The organism is Methylobacterium soli, from assembly GCF_008806385.1.
In the GTDB taxonomy this organism is placed as follows: Bacteria; Pseudomonadota; Alphaproteobacteria; order Rhizobiales; family Beijerinckiaceae; genus Methylobacterium; species Methylobacterium soli.
Window position 1 is genome coordinate 10926 of sequence record NZ_VZZK01000007.1, and the last position, 25205, is coordinate 36130.

Sequence of the window (25205 nt, forward strand, 5' to 3'; positions counted from 1 at the left end):
CGGGGCCGATGGCTCGGGCAGGGCGTCCCGCCGGCCTCGCGCGCCGGCGGGACGTCACGGCCCCACGCCCCTGCCCTCACGAAGCCCGCCTCCCCCGCCACCGCGTCGGGGGCAGCGGTCTCGCTCGGGGCTGGGACGTCGATCACTCTCGGCTCGGTGGGAGGACGCCGCCCTGTCATCGGCTGTCGCGGCCAAGAGTTCGTCGCGCCACGTCTTTGCCTGCTCGGGCGTCAACAGCCGGGAGGCCAAGCAAGGCGGCCTGCCGTACTGTCTGAATTGACACAATCAGCGTTTTAATTGTGCGCAAAGCACTGTGCGGGTAAAAGGCGGTCTGTCGGAACCATGACGTGTGACCGGGGCTGCATTGAATTCCCTTTCCCGCGAAGACCTTGAGGCGGAGGTTCTGCGCCTGCGCGCGGCCCTCAACGCGGCCGGCCTCAATGCGCAGCATCGGACGGATCGGCGGACCGTGCGCGACGCCCAGCACCGCTCGGAACTCGCCCGCAGCCGCGCCGAGACCGTCGAGGCCGAGCAGCGGACCCAGGCGGCGAAGGCGGACGCGCGGACGGCGACGCGCGAGCATGGACGCCGGATGGACCGGGCCACGGCGGACCTGACGGCCTCGCAGGACCTCGTGGCCGAACTCGGGGCCAGCCGGGCGGCCCTAGCCCTCAGCGAGTCGCGCCAGCGCGCGATCTTCGAGTCCGCGGTCGATTTCGCCATGGTGATCACGGATCCCGCGGGCCTCATCACCGACTGGAACCCGGGCGCCGTGCACGTGATGGGCTGGACCGCCGCGGAGATGCACGGCCACGACGCCACGCGCTTCTTCACACCGGAGGACCGGGCCAGGGGCTGCATCGAGCACGAGATGCAGCGGGCGCTGCAGGACGGACGTGCGTCGGACGAGCGCTGGCACCTGCGCAAGGACGGCCGGCGTTTCTGGGCCTCGGGCGAGATGATGCCGCTGCGTGACGGCGACCGGGCCCATCTCGGCTTCTTGAAGATCCTGCGCGACCGGACCGCCGAGCACCTGGCCGGGGTCGCCCTCGAGGAGACCCAGGAGCGCCTCCGGCTCGCCGTCAAGGCCACCTCCGACGCCATCTGGGATTGGGATCTCACGACGAACCACGTGCTGTGGAACGAGGCGCTGGAAGACGCCTACGGTCATCGTCCCGCGATGGCCGAGCCGACCGGCGACTGGTGGATCGCCCAGATCCACCCGGACGACCGGGCCCGCATCGACGCCTCGATCCATGCCGTGATCGACGGGACCGGCACCGCCTGGACCGACGCGTACCGCTTCCGCCGCGCGGACGGCTCCTACGCCGAGGTGCTCGACCGGGGGCACCTGCGCCGCGACGCCGAGGGCCGGGCCGTGCGGATGATCGGCGCCATGCTGGATCTGACCCGGCTGCGCCGCGCGGAGACGGCCCTGCGCCGGAGCGAGGAGCGCTTCCGCACGATCCTGGAGACGATCGAGGCGGCCTTCGCCATCGTGCAGGTCAAGTTCGATGCCGACGACCGGCCGGTGGATTACCGCTTCGTCGAGGCCAACCCCGCCTTCGAGCGTCAGGCCGGGGTCAACCTGCGCGGCAAGTGGGTCACCGAATTCGCCCCGGACCTGGAGTCGTTCTGGTTCGAGACCTATGGGCGCGTCGCGAAGACCGGCGAGCCGGCAACCTTCGAGAATTACGCCAAGGCCTTCGCGCGCTGGTTCGATGTCCGCGCCGTCCGGGTCGGCGATCCCGCCGAGCGGCAGATCGCCATCTTCTTCAGCGACGTCACCGCGCGCCACGAGGCGCAGGACCGCCTGCGCGCCAGCGAGGCGCTCGCGCGCGACAATATCGAGCGCGTGCAGCTGGCGCTCGCGGCCGGCGCGATCATCGGCACCTGGCACTGGGATCTGCCCACCGACCGGTTCACGGTCGACGAGGCCTTCGCGAGCGCCTTCGGCCTGGATCCGGCGCTCGGCCGGGACGCGATCCCGCTCGCCCGGATCGTCGCGACGGTGCATCCCGACGACCAGGCCGGGCTGGCGGCCGCGATCAACGGGGCCATCGCGCGGGGCGGCGCCTATGCCCACCAGTACCGGGTGCGCCGCGCGGACGGACGCTATTACTGGATCGAGGCGAACGGGCGCGTCGACCACGCGCCGGACGGGACGCCGCTGAGCTTTCCCGGCGTTCTCATCGATGTCGAGGAGCGGCGGGCGGTCGAGGCGGAGCGCGACCGTGCGGCCGCGGCCTTGCGGTCCCTCAACGAAACGCTGGAGCAGCGCGTGGAGGCGCGGACCGCCGAGCTGATGCTGGCCGAGGAGCAGCTGCGCCAATCCCAGAAGATGGAGGCGGTCGGCCAGCTCACGGGCGGCCTCGCGCATGATTTCAACAACCTGTTGGCGGGCATCTCCGGCAGCCTGGAGCTGATGAACGCCCGCATCACGCAGGGGCGCCTCAAGGACGTGGACAAGTACATGGTGGCCGCCCAGGGGGCGACCAAGCGGGCGGCCGCCCTCACGCACCGCCTGCTGGCCTTCTCGCGCCGGCAGACGCTCGCGCCCAAGGCCACCAACGTGAACACGCTGGTCAGCGGCATGCTCGACCTGATCCAGCGCACGGTCGGGCCCGGCGTGCAGGTGGAGACGGCCTGCATGAGCGGCCTCTGGTCCGCGCTGGTCGATCCCTCGCAGCTCGAGAACGCCCTGCTCAACCTCTGCATCAACGCCCGCGACGCGATGCCGGAGGGCGGCCGGATCACGATCGAGACCGCCAACCGCTGGATCGACCGGCACGGGGCCCGGCAGCACGACATGCCCGAGGGGCAGTACCTCTCGCTCTGTGTCTCCGACACCGGCACCGGCATGCCCCCGGAGGTGATCGCCAAGGCCTTCGACCCGTTCTTCACCACCAAGCCCCTCGGCCAGGGCACGGGCCTCGGCCTCTCGATGATCTACGGCTTCGCCAAGCAATCCGGCGGGCAGGTGCGCCTCTATTCGGAGCTCGGCGAGGGCACGAATGTCTGCATCTACCTGCCCCGCCACCGGGGCGAGGCGGAGCACGACGCGGTGCTGCCCGAGGCGGGGCTGCCGCCGGTCGCCGAGACCGGCGAGACCGTGCTGATCGTGGACGATGAGCCGACCGTGCGCATGCTGGTGACGGACGTGCTGGGCGAGCTCGGCTACACCGCGATCGAGGCCGCGGACGGGGCCGGCGGCCTCAGGGTGCTGCAATCCGATGCGCGGATCGATCTGCTCATCACGGATGTGGGTCTGCCCGGCGGCCTCAACGGCCGCCAGATGGCCGACGCGGCCCGCCTCGGCCGCCCGAACCTCAAGGTGCTGTTCATCACCGGCTTCGCGGAGAACGCCCTGCTCCATAACGGCCAGCTCGAGCCCGGGATGGCCGTGCTGACCAAGCCGTTCGCGATGGACACGCTGGCCGCGCGCATCCGCGAGCTGATCAAGGGGTAGGCGGATGCGCGGCGTCTGATACTCCCGGGTGCCGCATCTTTGAGACACCGAAAGCGACGGACTCGCTCGGTACTGTTGAGTCCATTGATCTTCCGGCCAAGCTTCGGAGAATCCTCCGACCGGGAGGCGGACTTCGATGGCGGCTAAAAACCGAGCCAACAGCTTTCTGCGCGGGGCTGTCCTGTTATCGACGGCCGCGCTCGCGGCCTGCACGTCGACGATCGCTTACGAGGACGTCCGACCCGGATTGTTCAGCGGACACGTGGTGGTCGAATGGGTTCAGCAGGATTACTTCGTCTACCGCAAGCAGCGATCCCGCCCCTTCAGCTTCACGCCCTCGTTCATGAGAACCGCGATCGTCCCCGAGGACATGTACACCGACGGCGGCTCCGTTCCCCAGGTCTTCTGGAACATCCCGGGATTGTCGCCGTGGGCCTTGGGGCCAGCCTATATCATCCATGATTGGCTCTTCGCGGTGCATCGCTGCAACCGGCCGGCTCCACCAGAGGTTCGGCAGATCACCTTCGAGCAATCCGCCCTGATCCTGGCTGAGATCGCCAAGGGCTTGGCCGCGGAGGGCCTCCTCCGGGACAACCTAGTTCCTCAGGTGGTCTGGGCGATCCAGACCCGGTACGCCCGCGATCTCTGGGACAGGCCCGGGACACCCGAGGAATGCCGCGAGCCCGCCCCTCTGCCGCTGGCGCAAGCGCGCGCACGCCGCAGCGCCCTCCCCGGTGGCCGGACGGTTCTCGACTTCACCTTCCCGCCGCGGTCCCGCTGAGGGACGGCGCGCGGTGTCAGGGCGGGGGCTCGACGCGCAGCCCTTCCGACGATCAGGCTCACGCCGCCGCGGCATGGCCGCACTCACTGCTCCGGCAGGCCCGCCTTCCGCATGCCCTCGACGATGCGGCCATATTCTTCGAGAAAGACCGGGTTCCGCGAGTAATCGGCGCTTGCCATCTTGCTGATCGTGTAACCGGGCATCAGCCTGAGAACATTCCTGGTCGCCTCCGCCGCCTCCTGACTGTGGCCCAACCAGGCATGGGATGCGGCGAGATCGATATAGGCGAAGAAATAGGGCGACCGTTCCACGGACCGGCTGCACCATTTGATGGCGTCTTCCCAATGCGCGAGATGCACATGCGCATGGCAGATGTAATATTCCCAAGTGCTCAGTAAAGAATCTTTCGGGCTCAGGCGAATTGCCTTTTCCACGTGCTCGAAGGTTTTCGCAGCGCGGCCGGCCCATAATTCGATGATGCCGGCAAGCCCGTGGGCGATCGCCATATTGGGATCGTACTCGATCGCGATCTTGATCTCGCGAAGCCCTCTCTCGAAATCCTTGGTCGTCCGCGTCACCTCGGCCATCACGTAATGGGCCATGGGATTTTGAGGATTTGCCTCGAGGCCTTCCCGGGCCAGTTGGAACGCGAGCTGGCTATCGGCGGCGATGTTCTGGCTGACCCGCGTGTTGATGGCCTGCGCGACGGCTCTGGCCAGCCCGATCTTCGATTGTGGGTCAGTTGGATCGATCTCCAGGCTCTGCTCGAACCGTCTTCTCGCCTCGGAGGTATTGGCGGGCGTCCGCGTTTTGTTCAGTGCTGCCCATCCGAGCATGCCGAGGTCCGCTGCCGTCGGGTTGTTCGGTCTCTCGCGAAGGATGCGAAGACCTTCCGCCTGCGTGAGCTGAACGTCCAGCGATCGCGCAAGTCTTGCGACGAACTCGGCCTGCAATTCACCGAGCCGGCTGCGCTCGCCTTCGAAGCGATCCGCCCAGACATGGGCGCCGGTCTCGGTCGAGATCAGCTGGGCGTTCAGCACCACCGCCTCGCCGGTGCGTCGAACGCTTCCCTCCAGCGCGTAGCGCACGCCGAGGTCGCGGCCGAGCTGCTTCATATCGACGGGCTTGCCCTTGTAGGTGAAGGCCGTGTTGCGCGCGATGACGAAGCTGCCGGCAAGGTGCGAGAGGTCCGTGGTCAGATCCTCCGTCAGCCCGTCGGCGAAGAAGTCCTGCTCCGGGTCCTTGCTCAGATTGGAGAACGGCAGCACCACGAGCGACAGGCCGGGCACGGGTTTTAGCGGATGGCTCGCCGGCTCGGCGGCCAGCCTGGCGGGTTCAGGCGCCTTCTGCATGGACCAGGACCACCAGCCGACCCCGCCGGCTGCCAGGATGGCCGCGAGGCCGGCCGCGAGGACGGAGGCCGGCAGGACGCGCCGGGCGCCGCGATGCGGTCCTGGCGCGGCTCCGTCCCGTGCCCCATTCGGGGCATCGTCCTGGCTGTCCTCTTGCGCGTCCTCTTGGGCGTCCTCCTCGGTGTCCAGTTCGGGCAGGTTCGCCAGCGCCTCGGCCGAGAGCGCGAACACCCCGATGGGACGGGCGATGTTCTTCAGCTCCAGCTTGCCGCGGTCCTCGAACCGGTAGGGCAGCTTGTCCCGGACCTGCTCGTGAACCGAGCGCGAGATGCAGAGACCGCCGGGCTCGGCCAGCGGCTCCAGGCGCGCCGCCACGTTGACGCCGTCGCCGTAGAGGTCACCATCCGGCTCGGCCACGACATCGCCGACATTGATGCCGAAGCGCAGCCTGAATTGCCGCTCGGAGGGCAGGCCGGCGTCGCGGCCGAGCATGGCACGCTGGATCTCGACCGCACAGGAGACGGCGCGCACGGGGCTCGGGAACTCGACCAGGAGGCCGTCGCCCATGGTCTTGACGATCCGCCCATGGGCAGCCGCGATGCGGGGATCGATCAGTTCCCGGCGAAGCGCCTTCAGGCGGCGCAGGGTGCCGGCCTCGTCCACGCCCATGAGCCGGCTGTAGCCCACGATGTCGGCGACCAGGATCGCTGCTAGGCGCCGTTCCCCGCTGGCCCTGTTCATCCCCCCGGCCCCCAAGCAATTTCGAGCGTGCGTTTTCTCACCGCACAGACGATAGCACGGCCGATCGCCATCGTCGCAGTTGATCAGCGACGCGCGTGTGATGTTCAGCACAGATTTACGGTTGTCGGTGTGTCACCACTCAGCATTCAACCCGGCTCGGAGGTCAGCGATGTGGACGAAGCTCCGTCACACTCTGCAGATCTGGTGGTGCACGCGGCGCAGTTATCGCGAGTTGGAAGCGCTCGACGGCCAAAGCTTGGCCGATATGGGCCTGAACCCATACGCGATCCGGCGTCATCGGGATTGTTGCTGAGGCGCGCAGGATCGAGCGAAGCCAAGGCGATCACCCGATCACCCGATCACCCGATCCCCGCGGACGCGGCGACCCGCCCCCGCCAGGGGCCGGCAGGCTGTCGGGGATCGCCACGGCGCGCGTTGCGGCCGAGGCCGTCCTGACCGCTGGCGAAGGCCGCCGGTCGGTCGCTCAGCGCGATCGAGGCGCTGAGCGTCTCCTGGTCTCCGTCACGGCCTGAGCGAGCGCGGCGGACAGCCGCCCCTTGCTGCGATCCTGGCGTTCCAGGAGCACGAGGCGCCGGATCAGTTGCGGTTCGCCGAACGGCAGGGCGGTCACGGAGAGGGTTGCGAGCACGTCGTCCGAGAGCGGCACGATGGAGGCGCCGAGCCCCGTCTCGACCCTCCTCAGGATGACCTCCTGGCTGTCCAGGACCATCTCCTCCCGGGCAATGGGTCGGGCCGGTCGTCTCGTCCTCCGTCATGAAGTTCCTGGCGATGCCGGTCGCCACGGGTCTCGCCGCCATGCTGACAGGCCTGAAGGGACCTCCCCTGACGACGGCCCTCCCCTGACGACGGCGCTCGTCTTCCAGGCCCTGCCGACGGCCTCCTCCGCCGACATCCTGGCGCGACAGCTCGGCGGCGACGCCCCCTTGATGGCGGGGATCACGGCAACGCAGACTGTCCTGGCGCTCGTGGCGATCCCGGTGGTGCTGATCGGTCTCGGCACGATCGTGCCCTTGTGAGGGGCAAGGCGGCGAGGCCGTCAGCGGGCCCTCTGCGCAGCCGCGGGGGGCCGGGATGCCAAACGACCGCACGGGCAAGGAGCGGGAGTGATGCGATGAGCCACGACGATGACGGCCTGCCGGCGCGCCGCCGCTTCCTGGCCGGGGGCGCGGCGGCGGCCGCGGGCGCCCTCACGGGGGGCCTCGCGCCGAGCCGAGGCCGGGCGGCCGAGGCGGGCCCCCCGGACATCCCCGAATGGATGAAGGTCCCGGGCGCCGATGTCGGCAGCCAGACCTACGGGACGCCCTCGCGCTTCGAGAGCGGCGTCATCCGCAACGTCCCCCAGCGCCTCAAGCAATATCTGTCGGCCTCCAGCCGCACGCCGCTGCAGGATCTCGACGGCATCATCACGCCGAACGGGCTGTTCTACGAGCGCCACCACGGCGGCGTGCCCGACATCGATCCCGCCCGCCACCGCCTGATGATCCACGGGCTCGTCGAGACGCCCCTGATCCTGACGATGGACGACATCCGGCGCTTCCCGTCGGAATCGCATATCCACTTCCTCGAATGCTCCGGCAATCCGGGCTTCGAGGCGCTGAACGGCCGCACGGCCTCGGATCTCGTCGGGCTGGTCGGCTGCGCCGAGTGGACGGGCGTGCGGCTCGCGACGGTTTTGCGCGAGGCCGGCCTCAAGCCGGAGGCACGATGGGTCGTGGCCGAGGGCGCCGACGCGGCCGCCCTGACGCGCAGCCTTCCGATCGAGAAATGCCTCGACGACGCGCTCCTGGTCTACAGCCAGAACGGCGAGCGGCTGCGCCCGCAGCAGGGCTATCCCCTGCGCGTCCTCCTGCCCGGGTTCGAGGGCAACATGAGCGTCAAGTGGCTGCGCCGGCTCAACGTGACGGCGGAGCCGGCCTATTCGCGCGAGGAGACCGCCAAGTACACGGATTCGATGCCGGACGGCACGGCACGGCAATTCACCTTCGTCATGGAGGCGAAGTCGATCATCACGCGCCCCTCGGGCACGCAGCGGATCGCAGCCGGGTTCAACGAGATCACCGGGATCGCCTGGAGCGGGCGCGGCCTCATCCGGGCGGTCGAGGTCTCGGTCGACGATGGCCGGACCTGGCAGGCGGCGGCGCTGCAGGCGCCGGTCCTGACCCGGGCCCTGACCCGGTTCCGCCTGCCCTGGACCTGGGACGGGCGCCCGACCGTCATCATGAGCCGGGCGATCGACGAGACCGGCTATGTCCAGCCGAGCTTCGCGGCGCTGACGGCCGTGCGCGGCCTGAAATCCTTCTACCACAACAACGCGATCGTGCCCTGGCGCGTCGCCGCGAGCGGCGAGGTGACCAATGGCTACGCCTAGGCATGGGGCGCTGATCGGCGCCGTGATCCTGCTCGGGATCACCGGCTTGGCCCAGGGCACTGCCGGTTTGGCCCAAGGCGCCGCCGGCTCGACCGAGGGCGCCGCCGGCTCGACCGAGGGCGCCAAACGCTACGGCCTGGGGCGGCCGGCGCGTGCCGAGGAGATCGCGGCCTGGAACATCGACATCGACCGCGAGGGCAGGAAGCTGCCGCCGGGCCGCGGCAGCGTCGTCCACGGGCGGGCGGTGTTCGAGGCGCAATGCGCCTCCTGCCACGGCGCCCGCGGCGAGGGCGGCCTCGGGGACAGGTTGGTCGGCGGCCAGGGCACCCTGGCCTCGAACGCGCCGATCAAGACGGTGGGCAGCTTCTGGCCCTACGCGCCGACGCTGTTCGACTATATCCGGCGGGCGATGCCGATGAACGCGCCGCAATCGCTCAGCGACGACGACGTCTACGCGGTCTCGGCCTACATCCTCAACCTGAACGGGCTCGTCCCGGACGATGCCGTTCTCGACGCGGGCGCGCTCGGCGCCGTGCGGATGCCGAACCGCGACGGATTCGTCCCCGATCCGCGCCCCGATCCGGGGCGATGACCGCGACCGGAAGGATTTCTCAAGCCAGGAGGCCTTGCCCATGGATCAGCCCGCCCAGTTCCCCATCAGCCGTTTTCCGGTTCCGGCCCTGGCCGAGATGCCGGAGGACATCCGCGCGCGCCTGCTCGCGGTGCAGGAGAGATCCGGCTTCATCCCGAACGTGTTCCTGGTGCTGGCGCATCGGCCCGACGAGTTCCGAGCCTTCCTCGCCTATCACGACGCCCTCATGGACAAGCCCGGAAACCTGACCAAGGCCGAGCGCGAGATGATCGTGGTGGCAACGAGCAACGGCAATCAATGCCAGTATTGCGTCATCGCGCACGGGGCGATCCTGCGCGTGCGGGCGAAGGATCCGCTGATCGCCGATCAGGTGGCGGTGAATTACCGGAAAGCCGACATCACGCCGCGCCAGACGGCGATGCTCGATTTCGCCATGAAGGTGTCTGTCGCGGCCTACAGCGTCGGCGAGGACGACTTCGCCGCGCTGTCACGCCATGGCTTCGATCAGGACGACATCTGGGACATCGCGGCGATCTCGAGTTTCTTCGGCATGTCGAACCGTCTCGCGAACGTGACCAACATGCGCCCGAACGCGGAATTCTACACCATGGGCCGGTAAGTCCCCGAGGATCGAGACCCCGACCGCAACGGGCGTGGGGTTGCGCGGGAGCCGCCCCGCATCGGGGTCAGCGCGCGGGCGGCGGCAGCGCGAGGTTGACGTTCACGCTCTTCGTCTCGGTGAAACTGTCGAGCATGCCCTCGAGCGACATCTCGCGCCCGATGCCGCTCTCCTTGATGCCCCCGTAGGATTGGCCGAGCGCCTGGCCGCCGCCCTGGTTGACCTGGACCCATCCGGCCTCGACGGCGTGCGCGGCCCGCAGCGCCCGCCCGATGTCGCGCGACCAGATATAGGCCGCCAGCCCGTAATGGCTGTCATTGGCCATGGCGATCGCCTCCGCCTCGTCGGTCCAGGGGATCGCCACCAGCACGGGGCCGAAGATCTCCTCCCGGGCGAGGCGCCAGGCATTGGAGGTGTCCGCGAAGATCGTCGGCACGGCGAAGTAGCCGCGGGTGAGCGGGCCCTCCTTGGGCGGCAGCCCGCCGGTCACGAGCCGCGTCTCGGCGCGGCTCAGCCCCTCCGAGACGTAGCCGCAGATCTTGCTGAACTGGCGCTCGTTGATGACGGAGCCGATATCCGTCGCCTCGTCGAGCGGATCGCCGATCGTCAGGGCCGAGACCCGGGCGACGAGCCGGTCGAGGAAGGAATCGAAGATGTCGGCGTGGAGGAACAGGCGCGATCCCGCCGTGCAGGACTGGCTCTGGCGCGTGAAGCGCATCGACGCCACGATCCCGTCCAGGACCCAATCCTCGTCGGCATCGGGATAGACGATCGACGGGCTCTTGCCGCCGAGTTCGAGCGAGACCGGGGCGACGCGCTCCGCCGCGGCCCGCATGATGGACTTGCCGACGGCGGTCGAGCCGGTGAAGCTGACCTTCCGGACGAGCGGATGGGCGGCGAGCGGCTCGCCGCACTCCCGGCCGTAGCCCGTGAGGACGTTGACGACCCCGGGCGGCAGGTGATCCTGGCAGATCTCGGCGATCATCAGCACCGCGAGGGGCGCGTCCTCGGCGGCCTTCAGCACGATCGTGTTCCCGGCGCAGACGGCCGGCGCGATCTTGAGCGCGGCGAGCTGCGCCGGGGCGTTCCAGGGCACGATCGCCCCCACCACGCCGATCGGCTCGCGGCGCGAGTAGCTGAGCTGGCCCTCGCCGAGGGGGATCGTCACGCCCTTGAGCTCGCCCGCGAGGCCGCCGAAATACCGGAAGGCATCGGCGACCATCCTGGCCTCGCCCCGCGCCTGGGTCCGCAGGGCGTTGCCGGTCTCGCTGGCGATCAGGCGGGCCAGTTCCTCCTGCCGCGCCTCGAGCGCCTCGCCGATGGCCAGCAGCAGCCGGCCGCGATCGCGCGCGGCCACGCGGGACCAGGACGGGAACGCGGCCGCGGCGGCCTCGACCGCGCGGTCGACATCGGCCTTGTCGCCCCTCGGGACGTCGCCGATCGGCTCGCGCCGCCCCGGATTCTCGACGACGAGGGTCCGGCCGGACTGGGCGGGGCACCACGCGCCGCCGATCAGCATCCGCTTCGAGCGGTGATGGGGCGCGGCTTCGGCGGCCTGCGGTATCGACATGCTGTCTCCTTCCTGCGGGCTCACGGGACCGGCCGGTCGCGTCGGAGCCCATCCTCGTCGACGCGGCCTCCGCGCCGCGTGACGGCGCCGAGCCCCGCCCCGAGGGTGGATTGTTCCTGCGCGTTGCTCGTCCACCGCGTCGGACGCGCGGATCCGGCGCGGGACGCCGCAAGGTCCGGGACGCTAGCACGGCTGGCGCGACGCGTCTGCGGTCCGCGATCCCGATGACCCGATGCGGCGGATCGGATGCCGGGTGCTTGCGGGGCCGGCGCGGATCCCGGGTCTTGTCACCGGTCTCCGGAATCCGACCCCCGGTCCTCCACGCGCCAGTCGCTCCGTCGCGCCCCGTTTCCGCGCGCCGGCCGTCGATGGTCGGACCGGGCGACGTCCCGTCCGATCAAGCGGAGCGCGCAAAAGCTGCGAGAATACGGGCCGGGCCGCCTTCACGGGGCCGGTGCGAGGCAGGGGACGACCATGGTCCGCTTTCCCTCTCCATTCCTCGCCGCGCTGCTCGTCGTCGGGCTCGGCCTGCCCGCGCGCGGCGAGCCTGCGCCCGCCGCGGCCCTGCCGGTCGGAACGGTCACGGCGCAGCGCATGGCGATCGACAAGCCGCTCGACTTCGTCGGCCGCGTCGAGGCGGTGGGGCGCGTCGCGGTGCGCGCCCGCGTCACCGGCTACCTGGAGGCGGTCGCCTTCACGGAGGGCGATCCGGTCAAGGCGGGCGACATCCTCTACCGGATCGAGCCCGACCTGTTCGAGGCCGCGGTCAAGCAGGCCCAGGGCGCGCTCGAGCGCGGCAAGGCCGCCGAAGCGCTGGCGGTGATCCAGCTGCAGCGGGCGCAGGACCTGCTCGACCGGAATTCCGGCACCGTCGTCGCCCGCGATCAGGCCCGCGCCGCCCTCGACCAGGCCAGGGGCAGCGTCATGGGCGACGAGGCCAATCTCGAGACCGCCCGCATCAATCTCGGCTACACGACGATCACGGCGCCCATCGCCGGCCGGATCGGCCGCACCAGCGTGACCAAGGGCAACGTGGTCGGGCCCGATAGCGGCGTCCTGACCACGATCGTCAGCCAGGACCCGATCTACGTCACCTTCCCGGTGAGCCAGCGCGAGTTCCTGCGCTACCAGCAGGGCGGGGATCGCCCCGACCGCAACAAGGTCGCGGTCAGGATCCGCTTCCAGGACGGCGCGGATTACGGTCAGGTCGGCCGGGTCGACTTCGTCAATATCAGCGTCGACCGCGCGACCGACACCGTGGTGGTACGCGCCGTCATGCCGAATCCGGCCGGCGCCCTGCGGGACGGGCAGCTGGTGCGGGTCGCCCTTCAGGTGGGCGAGCCCGAGCAGAAGGTGGTGGTGCCGCAGGCGGCGCTCATCGCCGACCAGGGCGGCGTCTACGTCTTCGTCGTCGAGGACGGGCGGGCCGTGACCCGGCGCGTCACGCCGGGTTCCGGCGGCGCCGGGCCGGATGCCGTCATCGACGAGGGCCTCTCGGGCGGGGAGGTCGTCATCGTCGACGGGCTGCAGCGGGTGCGGCCCGGGATCGCCGTTCTGGCGAGCCCGGTCGGCCCGTCGGCCAGCAGGATCTAGGGCCGTGTTCTCGGGGATCTTCGTCGACCGGCCGCGTCTGGCGGTGGTCATCGCGATCGTCACGGCGATCGCGGGCGCGCTGGCGCTCGTCACCATCCCGGTGGCGCAGTACCCCGATATCGTGCCGCCGCAGGTCTCGGTGACGACCACCTATCCGGGCGCGGCCGCCGCGGTGGTGGAAGCGACCGTCGCGCAGCCGATCGAGTCCCAGGTCGTCGGCGTCGACAAGATGATCTACATGAAGAGCGTCAGCGGCAATGACGGCAGCTACACGCTCACCGGCTCGTTCGAGCTCGGCACCGATCCCGACATCAACGCCGTCAACGTCAACAACCGGGTCCAGATCGCGCTGGCCAAGCTGCCCGAGGACGTGCGCCGCCAGGGCGTCACGGTCAAGAAGAAGTCCTCCGCGCTCCTCGGCGTGCTGGCGGTCTACTCGCCGAATGCGGTGCAGGACCCGCTCTTCATCTCGAACTACGTGACGATCAACCTCCTCGACCGCATCAGGAGCACGCCCGGGGTCGGCGACGCGACGCTGTGGGGGCCGCAGGATTACGCGATGCGGGCCTGGGTGCGCACCGACCAGCTCACCGGCCTGAACCTGACCACGGGCGACGTCATCGCGGCGATCCAGGCCCAGAACGTGCAGGCGCCCGTGGGGCGGATCGGCGCCCGCCCGATCTCGAACGAGCAGCAGCTCCAGCTCAGCATCCAGACCCAGGGGCGCCTGAGCTCGGCCGACCAGTTCCGCGAGATCGTCCTGCGCACCAACCCGGACGGCTCGTTGCTGCGCCTCGGCGACGTCGCCCGGGTCGAGCTCGGCGCGGCCAATCTCGACCGCGAGACCCGGCTGAACGGCAGCCCGGCGACCGTGATCGCGATCTACCAATCGCCCGGCGCGAACGCCCTCAAGACCCTCAAGGAGGTCGAGGACCGGGTCGGCGCCCTCGCCAAGGCCTTTCCCGAGGGTCTCGCCTGGAAGGTCACCTACGATCCGACGACCTTCATCACCGAGACGGTGCACGAGGTCCAGAAGACCCTGGTCGAGGCCTTCGTGCTCGTCGTGATCGTGGTGTTCCTGTTCCTCGGCAGCCTGCGCGCCACGCTGATCCCGACGCTCGCCGTACCCGTCAGCCTGATCGGCACCTTCATCGCCCTGAAGGCGGTCGGGTATTCGGCGAACTCGGTCTCGCTCCTCGCCCTGGTCCTGGCCATCGGCATCGTGGTCGACGACGCCATCGTGGTGGTGGAGAACGTCGAGCGCGTGATGGAGGAGCACCCCGAGCTCTCGCCGCGCGAAGCGACGAAGCGGGCGATGGCCGAGATCACGGCCCCGATCATCGCGATCACCCTCGTGCTGCTCTCGGTCTTCGTCCCCGTCGCCTTCGTGCCCGGCATCTCGGGCGAGCTGTTCCGGCAATTCGCCGTCGCGGTCGCGGTCGCGATGCTGATCTCGGCCATCAACGCCCTCACCCTGTCGCCGGCGCTCTGCGGCGTGCTGCTGCGGCCCCATCACGGCCCGCGCCGGGGCATCATGGGCCTGATCATGCGGGCCATCGACCGGGTCCGCGACGGCTACGGCGCCGCCGTGGCGCGCATCGTGCGCCTCTCCGTGATCGGCCTCGTCCTGGCGGGGGCGGCCGCCTACGGCGCGCTGCTTCTCGCGAAGGTCACGCCGACCGGCTTCCTGCCGGAGGACGACCAGGGCGCCTTCTTCGTGGTGGTGCAGCTGCCCGAGGGCGCCTCGGTCGGGCGGACCTCCGAGGTGGTGGCCCGGGCCGAGGCGATCCTGCGGCAGGAGAATGCGGTCGCCGACACCACCTCGGTGGTCGGCCTCAACTTCATCGACAATTACTCGCAGGCCAACGCCGCCTTCCTGGTGGTGACCCTGAAGCCCTTCGAGGCGCGCCAAGCGGCCCAGGACGGCGCCACGGCGATCATCGCCCGCCTCGGCGAGCGCTTCCGCGAGATCCAGGGCGGCACCGTCGTGCCCCTGGCGCCGCCGCCCATCATCGGCCTCGGCACCGGCGGCGGCTTCGCCTACGTGCTGGAGGATCTGCGCGGCGGCGACCCGAAGGCGCTCGCCCAGGTCCTGCGCGGCCTGGTTGTGGCGGCCAACGAGGAGCCGCGGCTCAACCGCGTCTTCAGCACCTTCTCGGCCACGAACCCGTCGGTCTACCTCGATATCGACCGCGACAAGGTCCAGATCCTCGGCGTGCCCCTGGACAGCGTGTTCCAGGCGCTCCAGGCCTCGCTCGGCGGCTATTACGTCAACGACCTGAACCTGTTCGGCCGGACCTGGCAGGTGCAGGTCCAGGCCGAGGCCGCCGACCGCACGAAGATCGACGACATCTACCGCATCAACGTGCGCAACCGGGACGGCGAGATGGTGCCGCTGCGCTCGCTCGCCGAGGTCCGGATCGTGGTCGGCCCGCCCGCGCTGATCCGCTACAACAACCTGCGCGCCGTCACGGTGCAGGGCTCGCCCGCCCCGGGCATCTCCTCGGGCCAGGCGCTCGCCGCCATGGAGAGCGTCGCCGCCCGCACGCTGCCGGCGGGGTTCGCGGGCGAGTGGACCGACACGGCCTTCCAGGAGAAGCGCGCGGAGGGCAAGACCGCGATCATCCTGGGCTTCGCAATCCTGTTCGCGTTCCTGTTCCTGGTCGGCCTCTACGAGAGCTGGACGATCCCCGTGCCCGTGCTGCTCTCGGTCACGGTCGGCATCGTGGGGGCCTACGCCGCGATGGTGTGGGGCCGGCTCACCCTCGACCTCTACGCCCAGATCGGCATGGTGGTGCTGATCGGCCTCGCGGCCAAGAACGGCATCCTGATCGTCGAGTTCGCCAAGGAGCAGCGCGAGCGCGGCGTCCCGCTCCGCGAGGCGGCGACCGAGGGCGCGCGCCTGCGCTTCCGCCCCGTGATGATGACCTCCTTCGCCTTCATCCTCGGCCTGCTGCCGCTCGTGATCGCCACGGGCGCCTCGCAGCTCGCCCGGCGCAACGTCGGCACGCCGGTCTTCGGCGGGATGATCGCGGCCTCCTTCCTCGGCATCTTCGTGATCCCGCCCCTCTACGTCGTCTTCCAGAGCCTGCGCGAGCGGGCCTGGGGCCTGATGCGCGGCAAGAGCGGGCGGCGGCCCCCGAAGCCGGCGGAGCCGGCCGGCACGCCGGGGCAGCTTCCGGCCGAGTGAGCGCGGGCCGGCGCGCCCGACACGGGCCAGGGCGACCGGTCGAATAGAGTGGGCAGAACCGTAGAATAGTCGCCCCAGGGCGCGCTTCGACCTCAGGTTGAGATCGCTCGACGCGCGCGGCCCTGCAACGCCGAAGCATCGGCCGCGCGATGATTGTCATTGAGCATACGGACACGCTTTCGCCTCAGTGGAATTGCTGCATCATTGCCATCATGAGCGAGTCGTCCATCTTCGAAGTCCGAATCACGACCAGCGAGACCGGCAGCATCCTGCGCGGACCGACCGAGCGCGAGGTGGCCACGAAGGCCGAGACCCTGATCCGCAGGGTCCATGCCCGCGGCGAGCTGATCGGCTTCAGCATCATGGGACCGAGCGCGGCCGGAATCGGCCGGTTGCGGGCCTATCTCGAGGATGTCCTGATGGAGGTCACGCGCCTGAGCCTCTGACCGGGCGCGGCCAATCGGACCGGGCCGCCCCGCGGCCGAACCCGGCCGTGATCCGGGCATCGAGGCCCATCCCGGGATTCCGGGCCGGGACCGGTTTCCGGCCGGCTCAAGATCTGCGCAAGGATGCCGGGCGACGCGCCGGCAAGCCGGGCGCCGGCTCGGATCGCGGTTCAGGATAGGTGGACGGGTTCGGCCTGACCGTGCAGCCACAGGCCCGCGAAGGTCAGCGTGGCCGAGTAGACGGGCTTGCCGCCCTCGTCCTTCACCAGCACCGTGAAGGTTCTCTGGTCACCCTCCCGAGGGATTTCCTCGCGGGCGATGTCCGGCAAGAGGCGCTTGGCCTGCTCCCGCACGTTCTCCAGCTCCGCGAGTTCGGTCCCGGTATCGTCGAACCGGGGACCGCCATCGTGGACGTCGAAATAATACCGCGCCATCTCCGGCTCTCCGCAAGCAACAGGCGGGAGCACACATGTCTCGCAGCCGCCGGCGCCCGAGATCACAGCCAGCGATGGCCGGCTTCTGCACGAATGGGCCGTGCGGTGCCACAACCTGGGTCAACTCCGCGCGTGAGGCCTCGGCCCTCCTGGCGCGGCGCCAGGGCCCGGCGGGAAGGCCGCCTCGCGGCGGGGCCGAACAGCTGGTAGGCGGCTCGAGCCCATCCGACAGGATGGTGCCGGCGCGAGGGGAGCGCCCCGGCATCTCCCATCGCCCGATGCGCATGGAGCGACCGCCATGGCAGAGCCGACACCCGACCCTTCCGAAGACCGGACAATCCAGGAAACCGACGCCTCTGGGCTCCCCGAGCGCCCGGCGCTCCGGCGCTCCGGCCCGTGGCGGCTGGAGAACGGGATCTTCGTCCTGATCGGAATCGCCGCCCTGGTGGTTCTGGCAGGGGTGATCTGGAGCGCCCGCCACTGAGGCGCGGAAAGCCGCTGCGCGGCGGAGACATCACGGTCACTTCACGGCGGCTTGGCGATGGCTTCCCGGCGGCGGCGCCGGGAGGGCCCGGGTTCAAACCGCGCGGGAGATGGCGGGCATGCGCAGGCGGACAAGGCGGCGACGGCCGGGGCGCAGACTTCGGGACGACCCTGGCAGCAATCGCGCATGAGGAACTGGACGAGGTCCGACAGGCCGGCATAGGCGGCGCTGTAGATGACCGACTTGCCCTCGCGCCGGGACGTGATCAGACCGGCATGGGAGAGTTCCTTCAGGTGGAAGGACAGGTTCGTGCTCGCGATGCCGACCGCCTCGGCGAGCAGGCCCGCCGCCAGCCCTGTGGGCCCGGCGGTGACGAGGGCGCGCACGACCCGGAGGCGATGCGCCTGGCCAAGGGCCGCGAAGGCCGCGAGGGCTTGCGGTTCGTCCATGTTTGGTCCATCAATTCAACATTTGTTGAAACGTATGGTAAGATCGGTTCGTGGACAAGGCCCAGCCCTTCACCGATGGGATTCCGAACCTGAGCGAGGCGCATTTCGAGACGCCGACGGCGGATCGGATCGAGGCATCGAGTCCGGTCGCCCACGCGCCGCGCTTCCTGATCCTGTACGGCTCGCTGCGCGAGCGCTCGTTCAGCCGCTTCCTGGCCTACGAGGCCGCGCGCCTGCTCGAGCGCATGGGCGGCGAGGTCCGCATCTACGACGCCCATGGCCTGCCGCTGCCCGACGACGCCACCGCCGACCACCCAAAGGTGCGGGAGCTGCGCGCGCTCTCGGTCTGGTCGGAGGGTCAGGTCTGGGTCTCGCCCGAGCGCCACGGCAACCTCACCGGCGTGATGAAGAGCCAGATCGACTGGCTCCCCTTGAGCGAGGGAAGCGTGCGGCCGACGCAGGGGCGCACGCTCGCGGTGATGCAGGTCTCCGGGGGCTCGCAGAGCTTCAACGCCGTGAACGCGCTCCGGGTGCTCGGGCGCTGGATGCGGATGATCACCATCCCGAACCAATCCTCGGTGCCGATGGCCTACCGGGAGTTCGACGAGGCCGGCCGGATGAAGCCGGGGCCGCTCTACGACCGCGTCGTCGACGTCTGCGAGGAGCTCATGAAGTTCACGCTGCTGACCCGCGGGCGGGCCGAGTACCTCGTGGATCGCTACAGCGAGCGCAAGGAGCGCGCGCCCGAGCGGCTCGCGGCCGTGGCCGCCGAGATCGGGTTCGCGGCGCGGTAGCGGGCCGCGGAAAGGGCCCGGGATGCCGGCCGCCTATTCGTCGGCCCCGAGCGCCGCGAGCGGCGCGGTCAGCTCGCAGACCGCGCCCTCGGGCTCGTAGCTCAGGCGCGCCTCACCCCCGAAGGCTCCGGCCAGGCCGCGCTCGATCAGGCGGCTGCCGAACCCGCGCCGGCTCGGCGGCGTGACGGGCGGGCCGTCCCGCTCGATCCAGCGCAGCCGCACGATCGGCTCCGGCCCGTCGGCGTCGATCGCCCAGGTGACGCGGACATGGCCCGCCGCGGTCGACAGCGCCCCGTACTTGCCCGCATTGGTCGCGAGTTCGTGCACGATCAACGCCAGGGACAGGGCCGCGCGGGCGCCGACATGGATCGACGGTCCCTCCATCCGCAATCGGTCCACCTGCGCGTCGTCGTGGATCGCCAGGGCGCCACGGATCACGGCCTCGAGGCTGGCGCTCTCGCGCACGCCGGTCAGCAGGAGATCATGCGCCTTGCTCATCGCGATCAGCCGGGCGGCCAGGGCGTCGCGGGCCGCATCGAGGTCCACGGCGTTGCGCATGGTCTGCGTGGCGATGGCCTGCACCATCGCCAGCACGTTCTTCATGCGGTGGCTGAGTTCGCGGTTGAGCGTCGCCTGCTGCTCGTCGGCCCGCAACCGGGCGATGCCGACCTGCACCCGGTCGGCCACGTTGCGGGCGAAGGCGATCTCCTCCGCCGTCCAGGCCCGCTCCGTCGGGCTATGGGCGAAGAACAGGCCGACCGTGCGGCCCCGTTCGCGCACCGGCACGTTGAGCATCGCGCAGATGTTGATGGCGGTGAACGGCGCGGCGTGCCCGTCCGTCCGGGCATCCGCCTGGACATTCGCGACCACGAGGGAGTCGCCGCGCTCGAGCGCCGGGCCGATCGTGCCGTAATCGGCGAAGCGATGGCGGCCGGCCAGGCTGACCTCGCCGGGCACGGCCCAATCCTGCGGGATGGTGATGAACTGGCCGCTGAGGTCCAATTCGCCGTAGCCCGCGCGGCTGCAATTCAGGGTGCGGCCGACGATCGCGGCCGCCTGGGCGGTCATCGCCTCGATCGTGGTGAGATCGCGCAGCTGGTCGCCGAGCTCGATCAGGGCGGTGCGCCGGGCCGTCGCGGCACCGGCCAGCACCTCGGCGGCCTGCATCCTCGCCATTTGGCGGCGCTCCCGCAGCAGGATCATCACCTGCCGCGCCAGGCGTCGCAGCGCGTCCTGCTGCGCCTCCGTCAGCCCCTCCGGCCGGGGCTGGTGGTCGATGACGCACAGGCTGCCGAGCACGCGGCCATTCGCGCTCCGCAGCGGCGCCCCGGCATAGAAGCGGATCCGCGGCGCGCCCGTCACCAGCGGGTTGGCGCGGGTGCGCGGATCGGCGGAGAGGTCCGGGATGATCAGGAGGTCCGGCTCGTTCAGCGCGTAGGCGCAAACCGAGCGGTCGAGGTCGGTTTCGCAGGACGGAAAGCCGACCCGCGCCTTGAACCATTGCCGGTTGGCGGTAACGAGGCTGATCAGTGCCACCGGGGCCTGGCAGATCAGCCGGGCGATCTGCACCGCATCGTCGAACCCCTCCTCGGGCGCCGTGTCGAGAACGTCGTAAGCCTCCAGCTCCGCCAGACGGTCGGGGTCGGACGTGTCCGGTCGGCTGGCGCTGTCGGGGCGAGGGATCATCGGCTGGGGAGCGAGGCTTTGCTGGACCCGTCATATCGCCTCCCGGACCCCGTGTCAGCCGGCCGAGCCGCTTGGCCTCCGGGGGCGCGGCCTCCCTTGGGGCGCGGCCTCCCTTGGGGCGCCCCATCCGCGGGCTCGCGCGGGGCGCGTCAGGCGATGCCGAGCGCCCAGAGCAGCGAGAGGCTGACGGCGAGCAGCACCAGGAGGGAGCCGGTGACGGCGAGGGTGACCCGGCCGCCGACCCGGGCGAGCACCCGGACGTCGACCCCGAGCCCGAGCGCGGCCATGGACACGACCGTGAGGAAGCCGGCGAACTGCGTCGCCGGCCGCGCGGCCGCGTCGGGGATCAGGCCGAGCGAGCGCAGGGCGGCCAGGGCCAGGAAGCCCAGGATGAACCACGGCACCAGCTTGGTGAAGCCGAGCCGCCGCGGCCGCGGCGCGGGCCCGGCGCGCTCCGGCGGCAGCCACGCCGCGAAGAGGGAGATCGCCACGACGACCGGCCCGAGCATCACCACCCGCACCAGCTTGACCAGGGTGCCGACCTGCGTGCTGAGGAGCCCCACCGGGACGGTCGCGGCCAGCACCTGCGGCACCGCGTAGACGGTCAGCCCGGCCAGCACGCCGTACTGGTGCTCCGACAGGCCCATGAGGGGAATGAAGAGCGGCAGGCCCAGCACCAGGAGCACGCCGAGCACGGCCGTGAAGGCGATCGAGGCGGCGACATCCCGGCTGTCGGCCCCGATGACGGGGGCGATGGCGGCGATCGCCGAGTTGCCGCAGATGGCGTTGCCGCACGCCACCAGGATGGCCATGCGGGCGGGCAGGCCGAGGGTGCGGCAGATCGCGTAGCTCGCGGCGATCGCCAGAGCCACGGTCGCGACGATCCCGGTCAGCAGCGCCGGTCCGGAGGCGACGATCGCCCCGAGGCTGACGGAGGCGCCGAGCAGCGTGACGGCAACCTCGAGCACCTGCTTGGCGCTGAAGGCGATGCCGCTCCGGAAGCGCTCGCTCGGCGTCCAGGCGGTGCGCACCGCGATGCCGGCCAGGATCGCGATCACCAAGGCCTCGACATAGGGATGGCCCGCCGCGTGCTCCTCGACCTTCTGGACCGCCACGGCCAGGAGCGTGATCGCGAGGCAGAGGAGGATACCCGGCAGCAAGGACGGGGTTTCCTTGTCCCGCGCGGCGCCGGCCGGGGCCTCTTTCGCGGATGCCTTGGCGCTCATGGTGCCTTCGCTGCGGTCCATGGATGAATCTTCTACCCTGAATTCGCGTGGGAGAAGGGATCTCTCGATCCGGGGGAAACTTCGGAAAACGCGTCCGTTGATCGGGCGAGGCCGACGCGCGACATCTCCAAGCATGAGCACGCGCTGCGACAGTCCGGTCCGGACCTACGACCCCTTCGGCGAGCCCGTCGACATCGCCCGCGCCTGTGCGGCGACGCCGGGTGACCGGCGGGCGCGCCATGCCGCCCTGGCGGTGTTCTGGAGCCTCGCGCTGCTCCTGACCGCAGGCCGGGCCTACCTCGGCGACCAGCCGGTCTCGCAGCTGGCGGCTGGTGCACAGGCCCGGCTCGCCCTCCTGGTGTCGCCGGCGCCTTAATTGGGCCCGCCCCGGGCGGCGGGCCCTCCCCGCGGTTCGGCCATGCCTTCCCGGCCGTTCGGGTCAGCGCAGGACCGAGCGGTAGTGGAGTTCCTGGGTCAGGCAGATCGAGAGGCGCCACTCGACCGGGCGGTCCTCGAGATCGACGGCGATGCGGTCGACCTCCAGGGCCGGCAGGCCGGCGGCGACCTCGAGCAGGCCGGCCTCACGGGCCCCGAGCGCCACGGCCTTCAACCGCTCGTTCGCCGTCGCGATGGTGATGCCGAACCGTATGGCGTAGAGGCTGTAGAGCGTGTTCGGCAGCTCCATCTGGGCGATGCCCGGGAAGAGGCTCGCCGGCACGCTGATCGTCTCGATCAGGCAGAGCCTGCCGTCGAGGGCGCGCAGCCGCTCGATGCGCACGACCCGGGCCGAGCGGACGAGGTCGAGGCGCCCGCGCTCGTCCGCGCTCGCGGCGGCCTCGGCGATGGCCACGACCCGGCTCGTCGGCATGCCGGCGCCCTCCCGGTCCGGCCGCAGCTTGAAGAAGCGGAAGACGCTCTGCTTGTCGTCGTGGTCGGCCACGAAGGTGCCGCGGCCCTGGCGGCGCACCAGCAGGCTGTCGGCGGTGAGCGCGTCGAGCGCCTTGCGCACCGTGCCCTGGCTGACGCCGAGCTCAGCCGCGAGCTGCCCCTCGCTCGGCAGGATCTGGCCGGGCTGCCAGACCGCGTCGGCGAGGCGCTTGAGCAGGGTGTCGTAGACCTGCCGGTAGAGCGGCCGGAAGCCGACCGCGTCGGGATGGCCCGAACCTGCCTGTGCTCCGCCTGTCCGGTCCATGACGTGCCGACGCTGTGCCCCGTTCGTGGGAGGAGCGTCGAAAGGTGAATCCAGCAACTCTCCCTCCTCTGGCTTAAGTCGGCGCGTGGCCGGGGGCAATCGCGGCATCCGTCTCCGCACAGGCGGATCCGTTCAAAGCGCCCGGATCTCGGTGACCAGGGCGTCGGGCAGGGTCAGGCCCTCCGCGGCGGCGCGGCGCCGGAGCGCCAGGCGGCGGCTGCCGGGCAGGCGGGCGCCCGCCTGCTCCTCGATCATCCGGGCGAGCGCCGCGAAGCGGTCGGGCGCGTCCGGGCTCAGGCCCGCGGCGTCGAGGGCCAGGAGGAACTGGCCGGTGCCGGGCGGGTCGCCCTCGGCATCGAGGAACGAGGAGGCCTCGCCGGCGTAGCGGGCCCCGACCAGGCCGGCCGCCAGGAGTTCCACCATCAGGGCCAGGGCCGTGCCCTTGGCATCGCCGAGCGGCACCATCGTGCCCTTGAGCGCGGCGTGCGCGTCCGTGGTCGGGCGCCCGTCCGCGTCGAGAGCCCAGCCCTCCGGGATCGGCTCGCCGCGCTTGGCCGCCCCGACGATGTTGGCGCGGGCGACCTTCGACAGGGCGAGGTCGACCACGATCGGCGCGCGCCCCGGCAGCGGGCAGGCGAAGGCGAGCGGGTTGGTGCCGAAGACGGGCCGCACGCCGCCCCAGGGCGCCATGGCGGCGGGGGTGTTGGCGAAGAGGAGCGCGACGCAGCCCTGCGCCGCCAGGGCCTCGACCGGGTGGCCGGCCGCGCCGCAATGGTGCGAGCGGCGGATGCCGGCGGCGGCGATGCCCTGCTGGCGGGCGAGGCCGGGCAGATCCGCCACCGCCGCGTCGAGGGCCGGATAGGCGAAGCCGTGGGCGGCGTCGATCGCCAGCAGCCCCGGCCGCGCCCGCGCGACCCGGGGAACCGCGTCGCCCGCCACCTTGCCGGCCCGCACCTGCGCGCCGTAGGGGGCGACCCGCGACAGGCCGTGGCCCTTCAACCCGTCGGCCTCGGCGCCGACCAGGGCCCGGGCGACGCTCCGGGCGGCGGGCGCGGCCGTGCCGCAGCGGATGAGGGCGTCGGCGGCGAGCGCTTCGGCCTCCGCCAGGGTGAGCGTTGCCATGGCTCCTAGATCTCCCTGAGGTGACGGCGCACCGCCCGCGCGGTCACGGCCGAGACGCGCACGTTCGATTCCCGCGTCACGCCGGCGATGTGCGGGGTGAGGATCAGGTTTGGCACCCCGTCGAAGATCTGGCCGGCCTGCGCCCCCAGGGGCTCCTCGGCGAACACGTCGAGGGCGGCACCGCCGAGATGGCCGGCCCGCAGGCTCGCGGCGACCGCCGCCTCGTCGACGATGCCGCCGCGGGCCGCGTTGATCAGCACGGCGCCGCGGGGCATCCGGGCGATCGCGGCCGCGTCGATCAGGCCGCGGGTCTCGCCGGTCAGGGGCACGTGCAGCGAGAGCACGTCGCTTTCCGCGATCAGCGCGGCGAGGGAGAGGCGCGCGACCGGCCCGTCCGGCGGGGTCCAGGCCGGATCCTCGGCGGAGAGGTACGGGTCGTGCGCCGAGACCGCCATGCCGACCGCGGCGGCGCGGCGGGCGGTCTCCCGGGCGATGGCGCCGAATCCGACGAGGCCGAGGCGCTGTCCCGCGATCTCCCGGCCCATCAGGGCGTTGCGCGGCCAGCCGCCGGCGGCCACGACCGCGCTCGCCCCATAGGCCCCGCGCAGGAGCAGCATCGCGCTCGCCACGACGTATTCGGCGACCGCCCCGTCATTGGCCCCCGTCGCCGGGTAGACCGCGATCCCGCGGGCCTGGCAGGCCGCCATGTCGATATTGTCGAGGCCGACCCCGAGGCGCCCGATCACCTTGAGGTCGGGCGCGGCGGCCAGGAGCCCCCCGCGCACCTGCGTCCGGTTGCGCACGATCAGGGCGTCGGCCTCGCCGAGAGCCGCCGCGAGTGCCGCGGGCCGGTCGACGAGGCCGGGATCGTAGAGGGTGTCGAAGCCGGCCAGTTCCTCGGCGATCGCCGCCTCGTCCATGAACTCGCTGATGACGACCTTGGGCATGATGGGCCTCGTCCTTCCTCAGGCCACCGGCTCGCGCGGGCATGGGCGAGATCGACCTCCCCCTCCTGGCCGTCGCCCCGTGCGCCACCCGCCAGGACCCTGGCGGGCCCCGGCGGGTGCGACCGGCGC

The 25205-nt window shown here is 71.0% G+C and carries 22 protein-coding genes; 12 read left to right on the top strand and 10 right to left on the bottom strand.

Annotated features, from left to right (window positions below):
- The first annotated feature begins 349 nt into the window (after positions 1-349).
- Together F6X53_RS08295 and F6X53_RS08300 are read left to right on the top strand one after the other, a co-directional pair.
- Entirely contained in the window at positions 350-3469 is a 3120-nt protein-coding gene (locus F6X53_RS08295; RefSeq protein ID WP_244965543.1) for a PAS domain-containing hybrid sensor histidine kinase/response regulator, read from the top strand.
- 136 nt (positions 3470-3605) lie between these two features.
- Entirely contained in the window at positions 3606-4250 is a 645-nt protein-coding gene (locus F6X53_RS08300) for a DUF1353 domain-containing protein (RefSeq protein ID WP_150999412.1), read from the top strand.
- Between the two features lie 83 nt (positions 4251-4333).
- On the opposite strand, the gene F6X53_RS08305 is transcribed toward F6X53_RS08300, so the two are convergent.
- Positions 4334-6343, bottom strand: a complete 2010-nt coding sequence (locus tag F6X53_RS08305; RefSeq protein ID WP_150999414.1) for an adenylate/guanylate cyclase domain-containing protein — start codon at positions 6341-6343, stop codon at positions 4334-4336.
- Positions 6344-6512: 169 nt separating this feature from the next.
- Here F6X53_RS08305 and F6X53_RS33965 point away from each other — a divergent pair, with 169 nt between their 5' ends.
- The gene (locus F6X53_RS33965) at positions 6513-6656 is read left to right on the top strand and encodes a YjiS-like domain-containing protein (RefSeq protein WP_191970749.1); all 144 of its coding nucleotides are present in this window, start codon (positions 6513-6515) and stop codon (positions 6654-6656) included.
- 171 nt (positions 6657-6827) lie between these two features.
- On the opposite strand, the gene F6X53_RS08315 is transcribed toward F6X53_RS33965, so the two are convergent.
- Entirely contained in the window at positions 6828-7073 is a 246-nt protein-coding gene (locus tag F6X53_RS08315) for a type 2 periplasmic-binding domain-containing protein (protein ID WP_191970750.1), read from the bottom strand.
- A gap of 402 nt (positions 7074-7475) precedes the next feature.
- Between F6X53_RS08315 and soxC the strand changes: the two genes are divergently transcribed.
- The 3 genes from soxC to F6X53_RS08335 are packed head-to-tail and all read left to right on the top strand — an operon-like array spanning position 7476 to position 9943.
- On the top strand, positions 7476-8732 hold the full coding sequence (gene soxC, locus F6X53_RS08325; RefSeq protein ID WP_150999418.1) for a sulfite dehydrogenase: 1257 nt from the start codon (positions 7476-7478) through the stop codon (positions 8730-8732).
- Positions 8719-9324 (top strand): c-type cytochrome, encoded by a 606-nt coding sequence (locus F6X53_RS08330; RefSeq protein WP_150999420.1) that lies wholly within the window; start codon positions 8719-8721, stop codon positions 9322-9324. The genes soxC and F6X53_RS08330 overlap by 14 nt, the downstream gene beginning before the upstream one ends.
- 40 nt (positions 9325-9364) lie before the next feature.
- Positions 9365-9943 carry a peroxidase-related enzyme gene (locus F6X53_RS08335; protein WP_150999422.1) on the top strand — a complete coding sequence of 193 codons (579 nt, stop codon included), beginning with the start codon at positions 9365-9367 and terminating at the stop codon, positions 9941-9943.
- 67 nt (positions 9944-10010) lie between these two features.
- Here F6X53_RS08335 and F6X53_RS08340 read toward each other — a convergent pair whose 3' ends face one another.
- Complete coding sequence (locus tag F6X53_RS08340; RefSeq protein ID WP_150999424.1) at positions 10011-11513, bottom strand: aldehyde dehydrogenase family protein; 1503 nt, start codon at positions 11511-11513, stop codon at positions 10011-10013.
- A gap of 474 nt (positions 11514-11987) precedes the next feature.
- Between F6X53_RS08340 and F6X53_RS08345 the strand changes: the two genes are divergently transcribed.
- The 3 genes from F6X53_RS08345 to F6X53_RS08355 all read left to right on the top strand — a co-directional run bounded on the left by F6X53_RS08345 (position 11988) and on the right by F6X53_RS08355 (position 16742).
- Positions 11988-13106, top strand: a complete 1119-nt coding sequence (locus tag F6X53_RS08345; RefSeq protein WP_150999426.1) for an efflux RND transporter periplasmic adaptor subunit — start codon at positions 11988-11990, stop codon at positions 13104-13106.
- Between the two features lie 4 nt (positions 13107-13110).
- Positions 13111-16296, top strand: a complete 3186-nt coding sequence (locus tag F6X53_RS08350) for an efflux RND transporter permease subunit (protein WP_150999427.1) — start codon at positions 13111-13113, stop codon at positions 16294-16296.
- Positions 16297-16508: 212 nt separating this feature from the next.
- Positions 16509-16742 carry a hypothetical protein gene (locus F6X53_RS08355; protein WP_150999429.1) on the top strand — a complete coding sequence of 78 codons (234 nt, stop codon included), beginning with the start codon at positions 16509-16511 and terminating at the stop codon, positions 16740-16742.
- A 170-nt stretch (positions 16743-16912) separates the two neighbouring features.
- On the opposite strand, the gene F6X53_RS08360 is transcribed toward F6X53_RS08355, so the two are convergent.
- Positions 16913-17176: a DUF6894 family protein gene (locus tag F6X53_RS08360; RefSeq protein WP_150999431.1), complete on the bottom strand. Its 264-nt coding sequence runs from the start codon at positions 17174-17176 to the stop codon at positions 16913-16915.
- 298 nt (positions 17177-17474) lie between these two features.
- Between F6X53_RS08360 and F6X53_RS08365 the strand changes: the two genes are divergently transcribed.
- The gene (locus tag F6X53_RS08365) at positions 17475-17660 is read left to right on the top strand and encodes a hypothetical protein (RefSeq protein ID WP_150999433.1); all 186 of its coding nucleotides are present in this window, start codon (positions 17475-17477) and stop codon (positions 17658-17660) included.
- A 41-nt stretch (positions 17661-17701) separates the two neighbouring features.
- Here the strand turns inward: F6X53_RS08365 and F6X53_RS08370 are convergent, their stop codons facing one another.
- Positions 17702-18109 carry an ArsR/SmtB family transcription factor gene (locus F6X53_RS08370; RefSeq protein WP_150999435.1) on the bottom strand — a complete coding sequence of 136 codons (408 nt, stop codon included), beginning with the start codon at positions 18107-18109 and terminating at the stop codon, positions 17702-17704.
- 50 nt (positions 18110-18159) lie between these two features.
- On the opposite strand from F6X53_RS08370, the gene arsH reads away from it, so the two are divergent.
- Positions 18160-18903 carry an arsenical resistance protein ArsH gene (gene arsH / locus F6X53_RS08375; RefSeq protein WP_150999437.1) on the top strand — a complete coding sequence of 248 codons (744 nt, stop codon included), beginning with the start codon at positions 18160-18162 and terminating at the stop codon, positions 18901-18903.
- Between the two features lie 33 nt (positions 18904-18936).
- Here arsH and F6X53_RS08380 read toward each other — a convergent pair whose 3' ends face one another.
- Complete coding sequence (locus tag F6X53_RS08380; RefSeq protein ID WP_150999439.1) at positions 18937-20589, bottom strand: sensor histidine kinase; 1653 nt, start codon at positions 20587-20589, stop codon at positions 18937-18939.
- Between the two features lie 149 nt (positions 20590-20738).
- A complete protein-coding gene (locus tag F6X53_RS08385; protein WP_373875967.1) occupies positions 20739-21836 on the bottom strand; it encodes a YeiH family protein in 1098 nt (365 codons plus the stop codon).
- Between the two features lie 112 nt (positions 21837-21948).
- On the opposite strand from F6X53_RS08385, the gene F6X53_RS08390 reads away from it, so the two are divergent.
- Positions 21949-22191, top strand: coding sequence for a hypothetical protein (locus F6X53_RS08390; RefSeq protein WP_150999441.1), 243 nt, complete (start codon positions 21949-21951; stop codon positions 22189-22191).
- Between the two features lie 63 nt (positions 22192-22254).
- Here F6X53_RS08390 and F6X53_RS08395 read toward each other — a convergent pair whose 3' ends face one another.
- The 3 genes from F6X53_RS08395 to F6X53_RS08405 all read right to left on the bottom strand — a co-directional run bounded on the left by F6X53_RS08395 (position 22255) and on the right by F6X53_RS08405 (position 25076).
- Positions 22255-23064 (bottom strand): GntR family transcriptional regulator, encoded by an 810-nt coding sequence (locus F6X53_RS08395; protein ID WP_150999443.1) that lies wholly within the window; start codon positions 23062-23064, stop codon positions 22255-22257.
- 75 nt (positions 23065-23139) lie between these two features.
- Positions 23140-24129 carry an Ldh family oxidoreductase gene (locus F6X53_RS08400; RefSeq protein ID WP_150999444.1) on the bottom strand — a complete coding sequence of 330 codons (990 nt, stop codon included), beginning with the start codon at positions 24127-24129 and terminating at the stop codon, positions 23140-23142.
- Positions 24130-24134: 5 nt separating this feature from the next.
- Positions 24135-25076: an NAD(P)-dependent oxidoreductase gene (locus F6X53_RS08405; RefSeq protein WP_150999446.1), complete on the bottom strand. Its 942-nt coding sequence runs from the start codon at positions 25074-25076 to the stop codon at positions 24135-24137.
- Positions 25077-25205: the final 129 nt, after the last annotated feature.

Excerpts from the sequence above, each read along its gene's own strand:
- F6X53_RS08390 (WP_150999441.1), top strand. The coding sequence starts at position 21,949 with ATGAGCACGCGCTGCGACAGTCCGGTCCGGACCTACGACCCCTTCGGC.
- F6X53_RS08300 (WP_150999412.1), top strand. The coding sequence starts at position 3,606 with ATGGCGGCTAAAAACCGAGCCAACAGCTTTCTGCGCGGGGCTGTCCTG.
- F6X53_RS33965 (WP_191970749.1), top strand. The coding sequence starts at position 6,513 with ATGTGGACGAAGCTCCGTCACACTCTGCAGATCTGGTGGTGCACGCGG.
- F6X53_RS08380 (WP_150999439.1), bottom strand. The coding sequence starts at position 20,589 with ATGATCCCTCGCCCCGACAGCGCCAGCCGACCGGACACGTCCGACCCC.
- F6X53_RS08355 (WP_150999429.1), top strand. The coding sequence starts at position 16,509 with ATGAGCGAGTCGTCCATCTTCGAAGTCCGAATCACGACCAGCGAGACC.
- F6X53_RS08370 (WP_150999435.1), bottom strand. The coding sequence starts at position 18,109 with ATGGACGAACCGCAAGCCCTCGCGGCCTTCGCGGCCCTTGGCCAGGCG.
- F6X53_RS08405 (WP_150999446.1), bottom strand. The coding sequence starts at position 25,076 with ATGCCCAAGGTCGTCATCAGCGAGTTCATGGACGAGGCGGCGATCGCC.
- F6X53_RS08305 (WP_150999414.1), bottom strand. The coding sequence starts at position 6,343 with ATGAACAGGGCCAGCGGGGAACGGCGCCTAGCAGCGATCCTGGTCGCC.
- F6X53_RS08340 (WP_150999424.1), bottom strand. The coding sequence starts at position 11,513 with ATGTCGATACCGCAGGCCGCCGAAGCCGCGCCCCATCACCGCTCGAAG.
- soxC (WP_150999418.1), top strand. The coding sequence starts at position 7,476 with ATGAGCCACGACGATGACGGCCTGCCGGCGCGCCGCCGCTTCCTGGCC.
- F6X53_RS08365 (WP_150999433.1), top strand. The coding sequence starts at position 17,475 with ATGGCAGAGCCGACACCCGACCCTTCCGAAGACCGGACAATCCAGGAA.
- F6X53_RS08330 (WP_150999420.1), top strand. The coding sequence starts at position 8,719 with ATGGCTACGCCTAGGCATGGGGCGCTGATCGGCGCCGTGATCCTGCTC.
- F6X53_RS08360 (WP_150999431.1), bottom strand. The coding sequence starts at position 17,176 with ATGGCGCGGTATTATTTCGACGTCCACGATGGCGGTCCCCGGTTCGAC.
- F6X53_RS08385 (WP_373875967.1), bottom strand. The coding sequence starts at position 21,836 with ATGGACCGCAGCGAAGGCACCATGAGCGCCAAGGCATCCGCGAAAGAG.
- F6X53_RS08335 (WP_150999422.1), top strand. The coding sequence starts at position 9,365 with ATGGATCAGCCCGCCCAGTTCCCCATCAGCCGTTTTCCGGTTCCGGCC.
- F6X53_RS08400 (WP_150999444.1), bottom strand. The coding sequence starts at position 24,129 with ATGGCAACGCTCACCCTGGCGGAGGCCGAAGCGCTCGCCGCCGACGCC.
- F6X53_RS08315 (WP_191970750.1), bottom strand. The coding sequence starts at position 7,073 with ATGGTCCTGGACAGCCAGGAGGTCATCCTGAGGAGGGTCGAGACGGGG.
- F6X53_RS08345 (WP_150999426.1), top strand. The coding sequence starts at position 11,988 with ATGGTCCGCTTTCCCTCTCCATTCCTCGCCGCGCTGCTCGTCGTCGGG.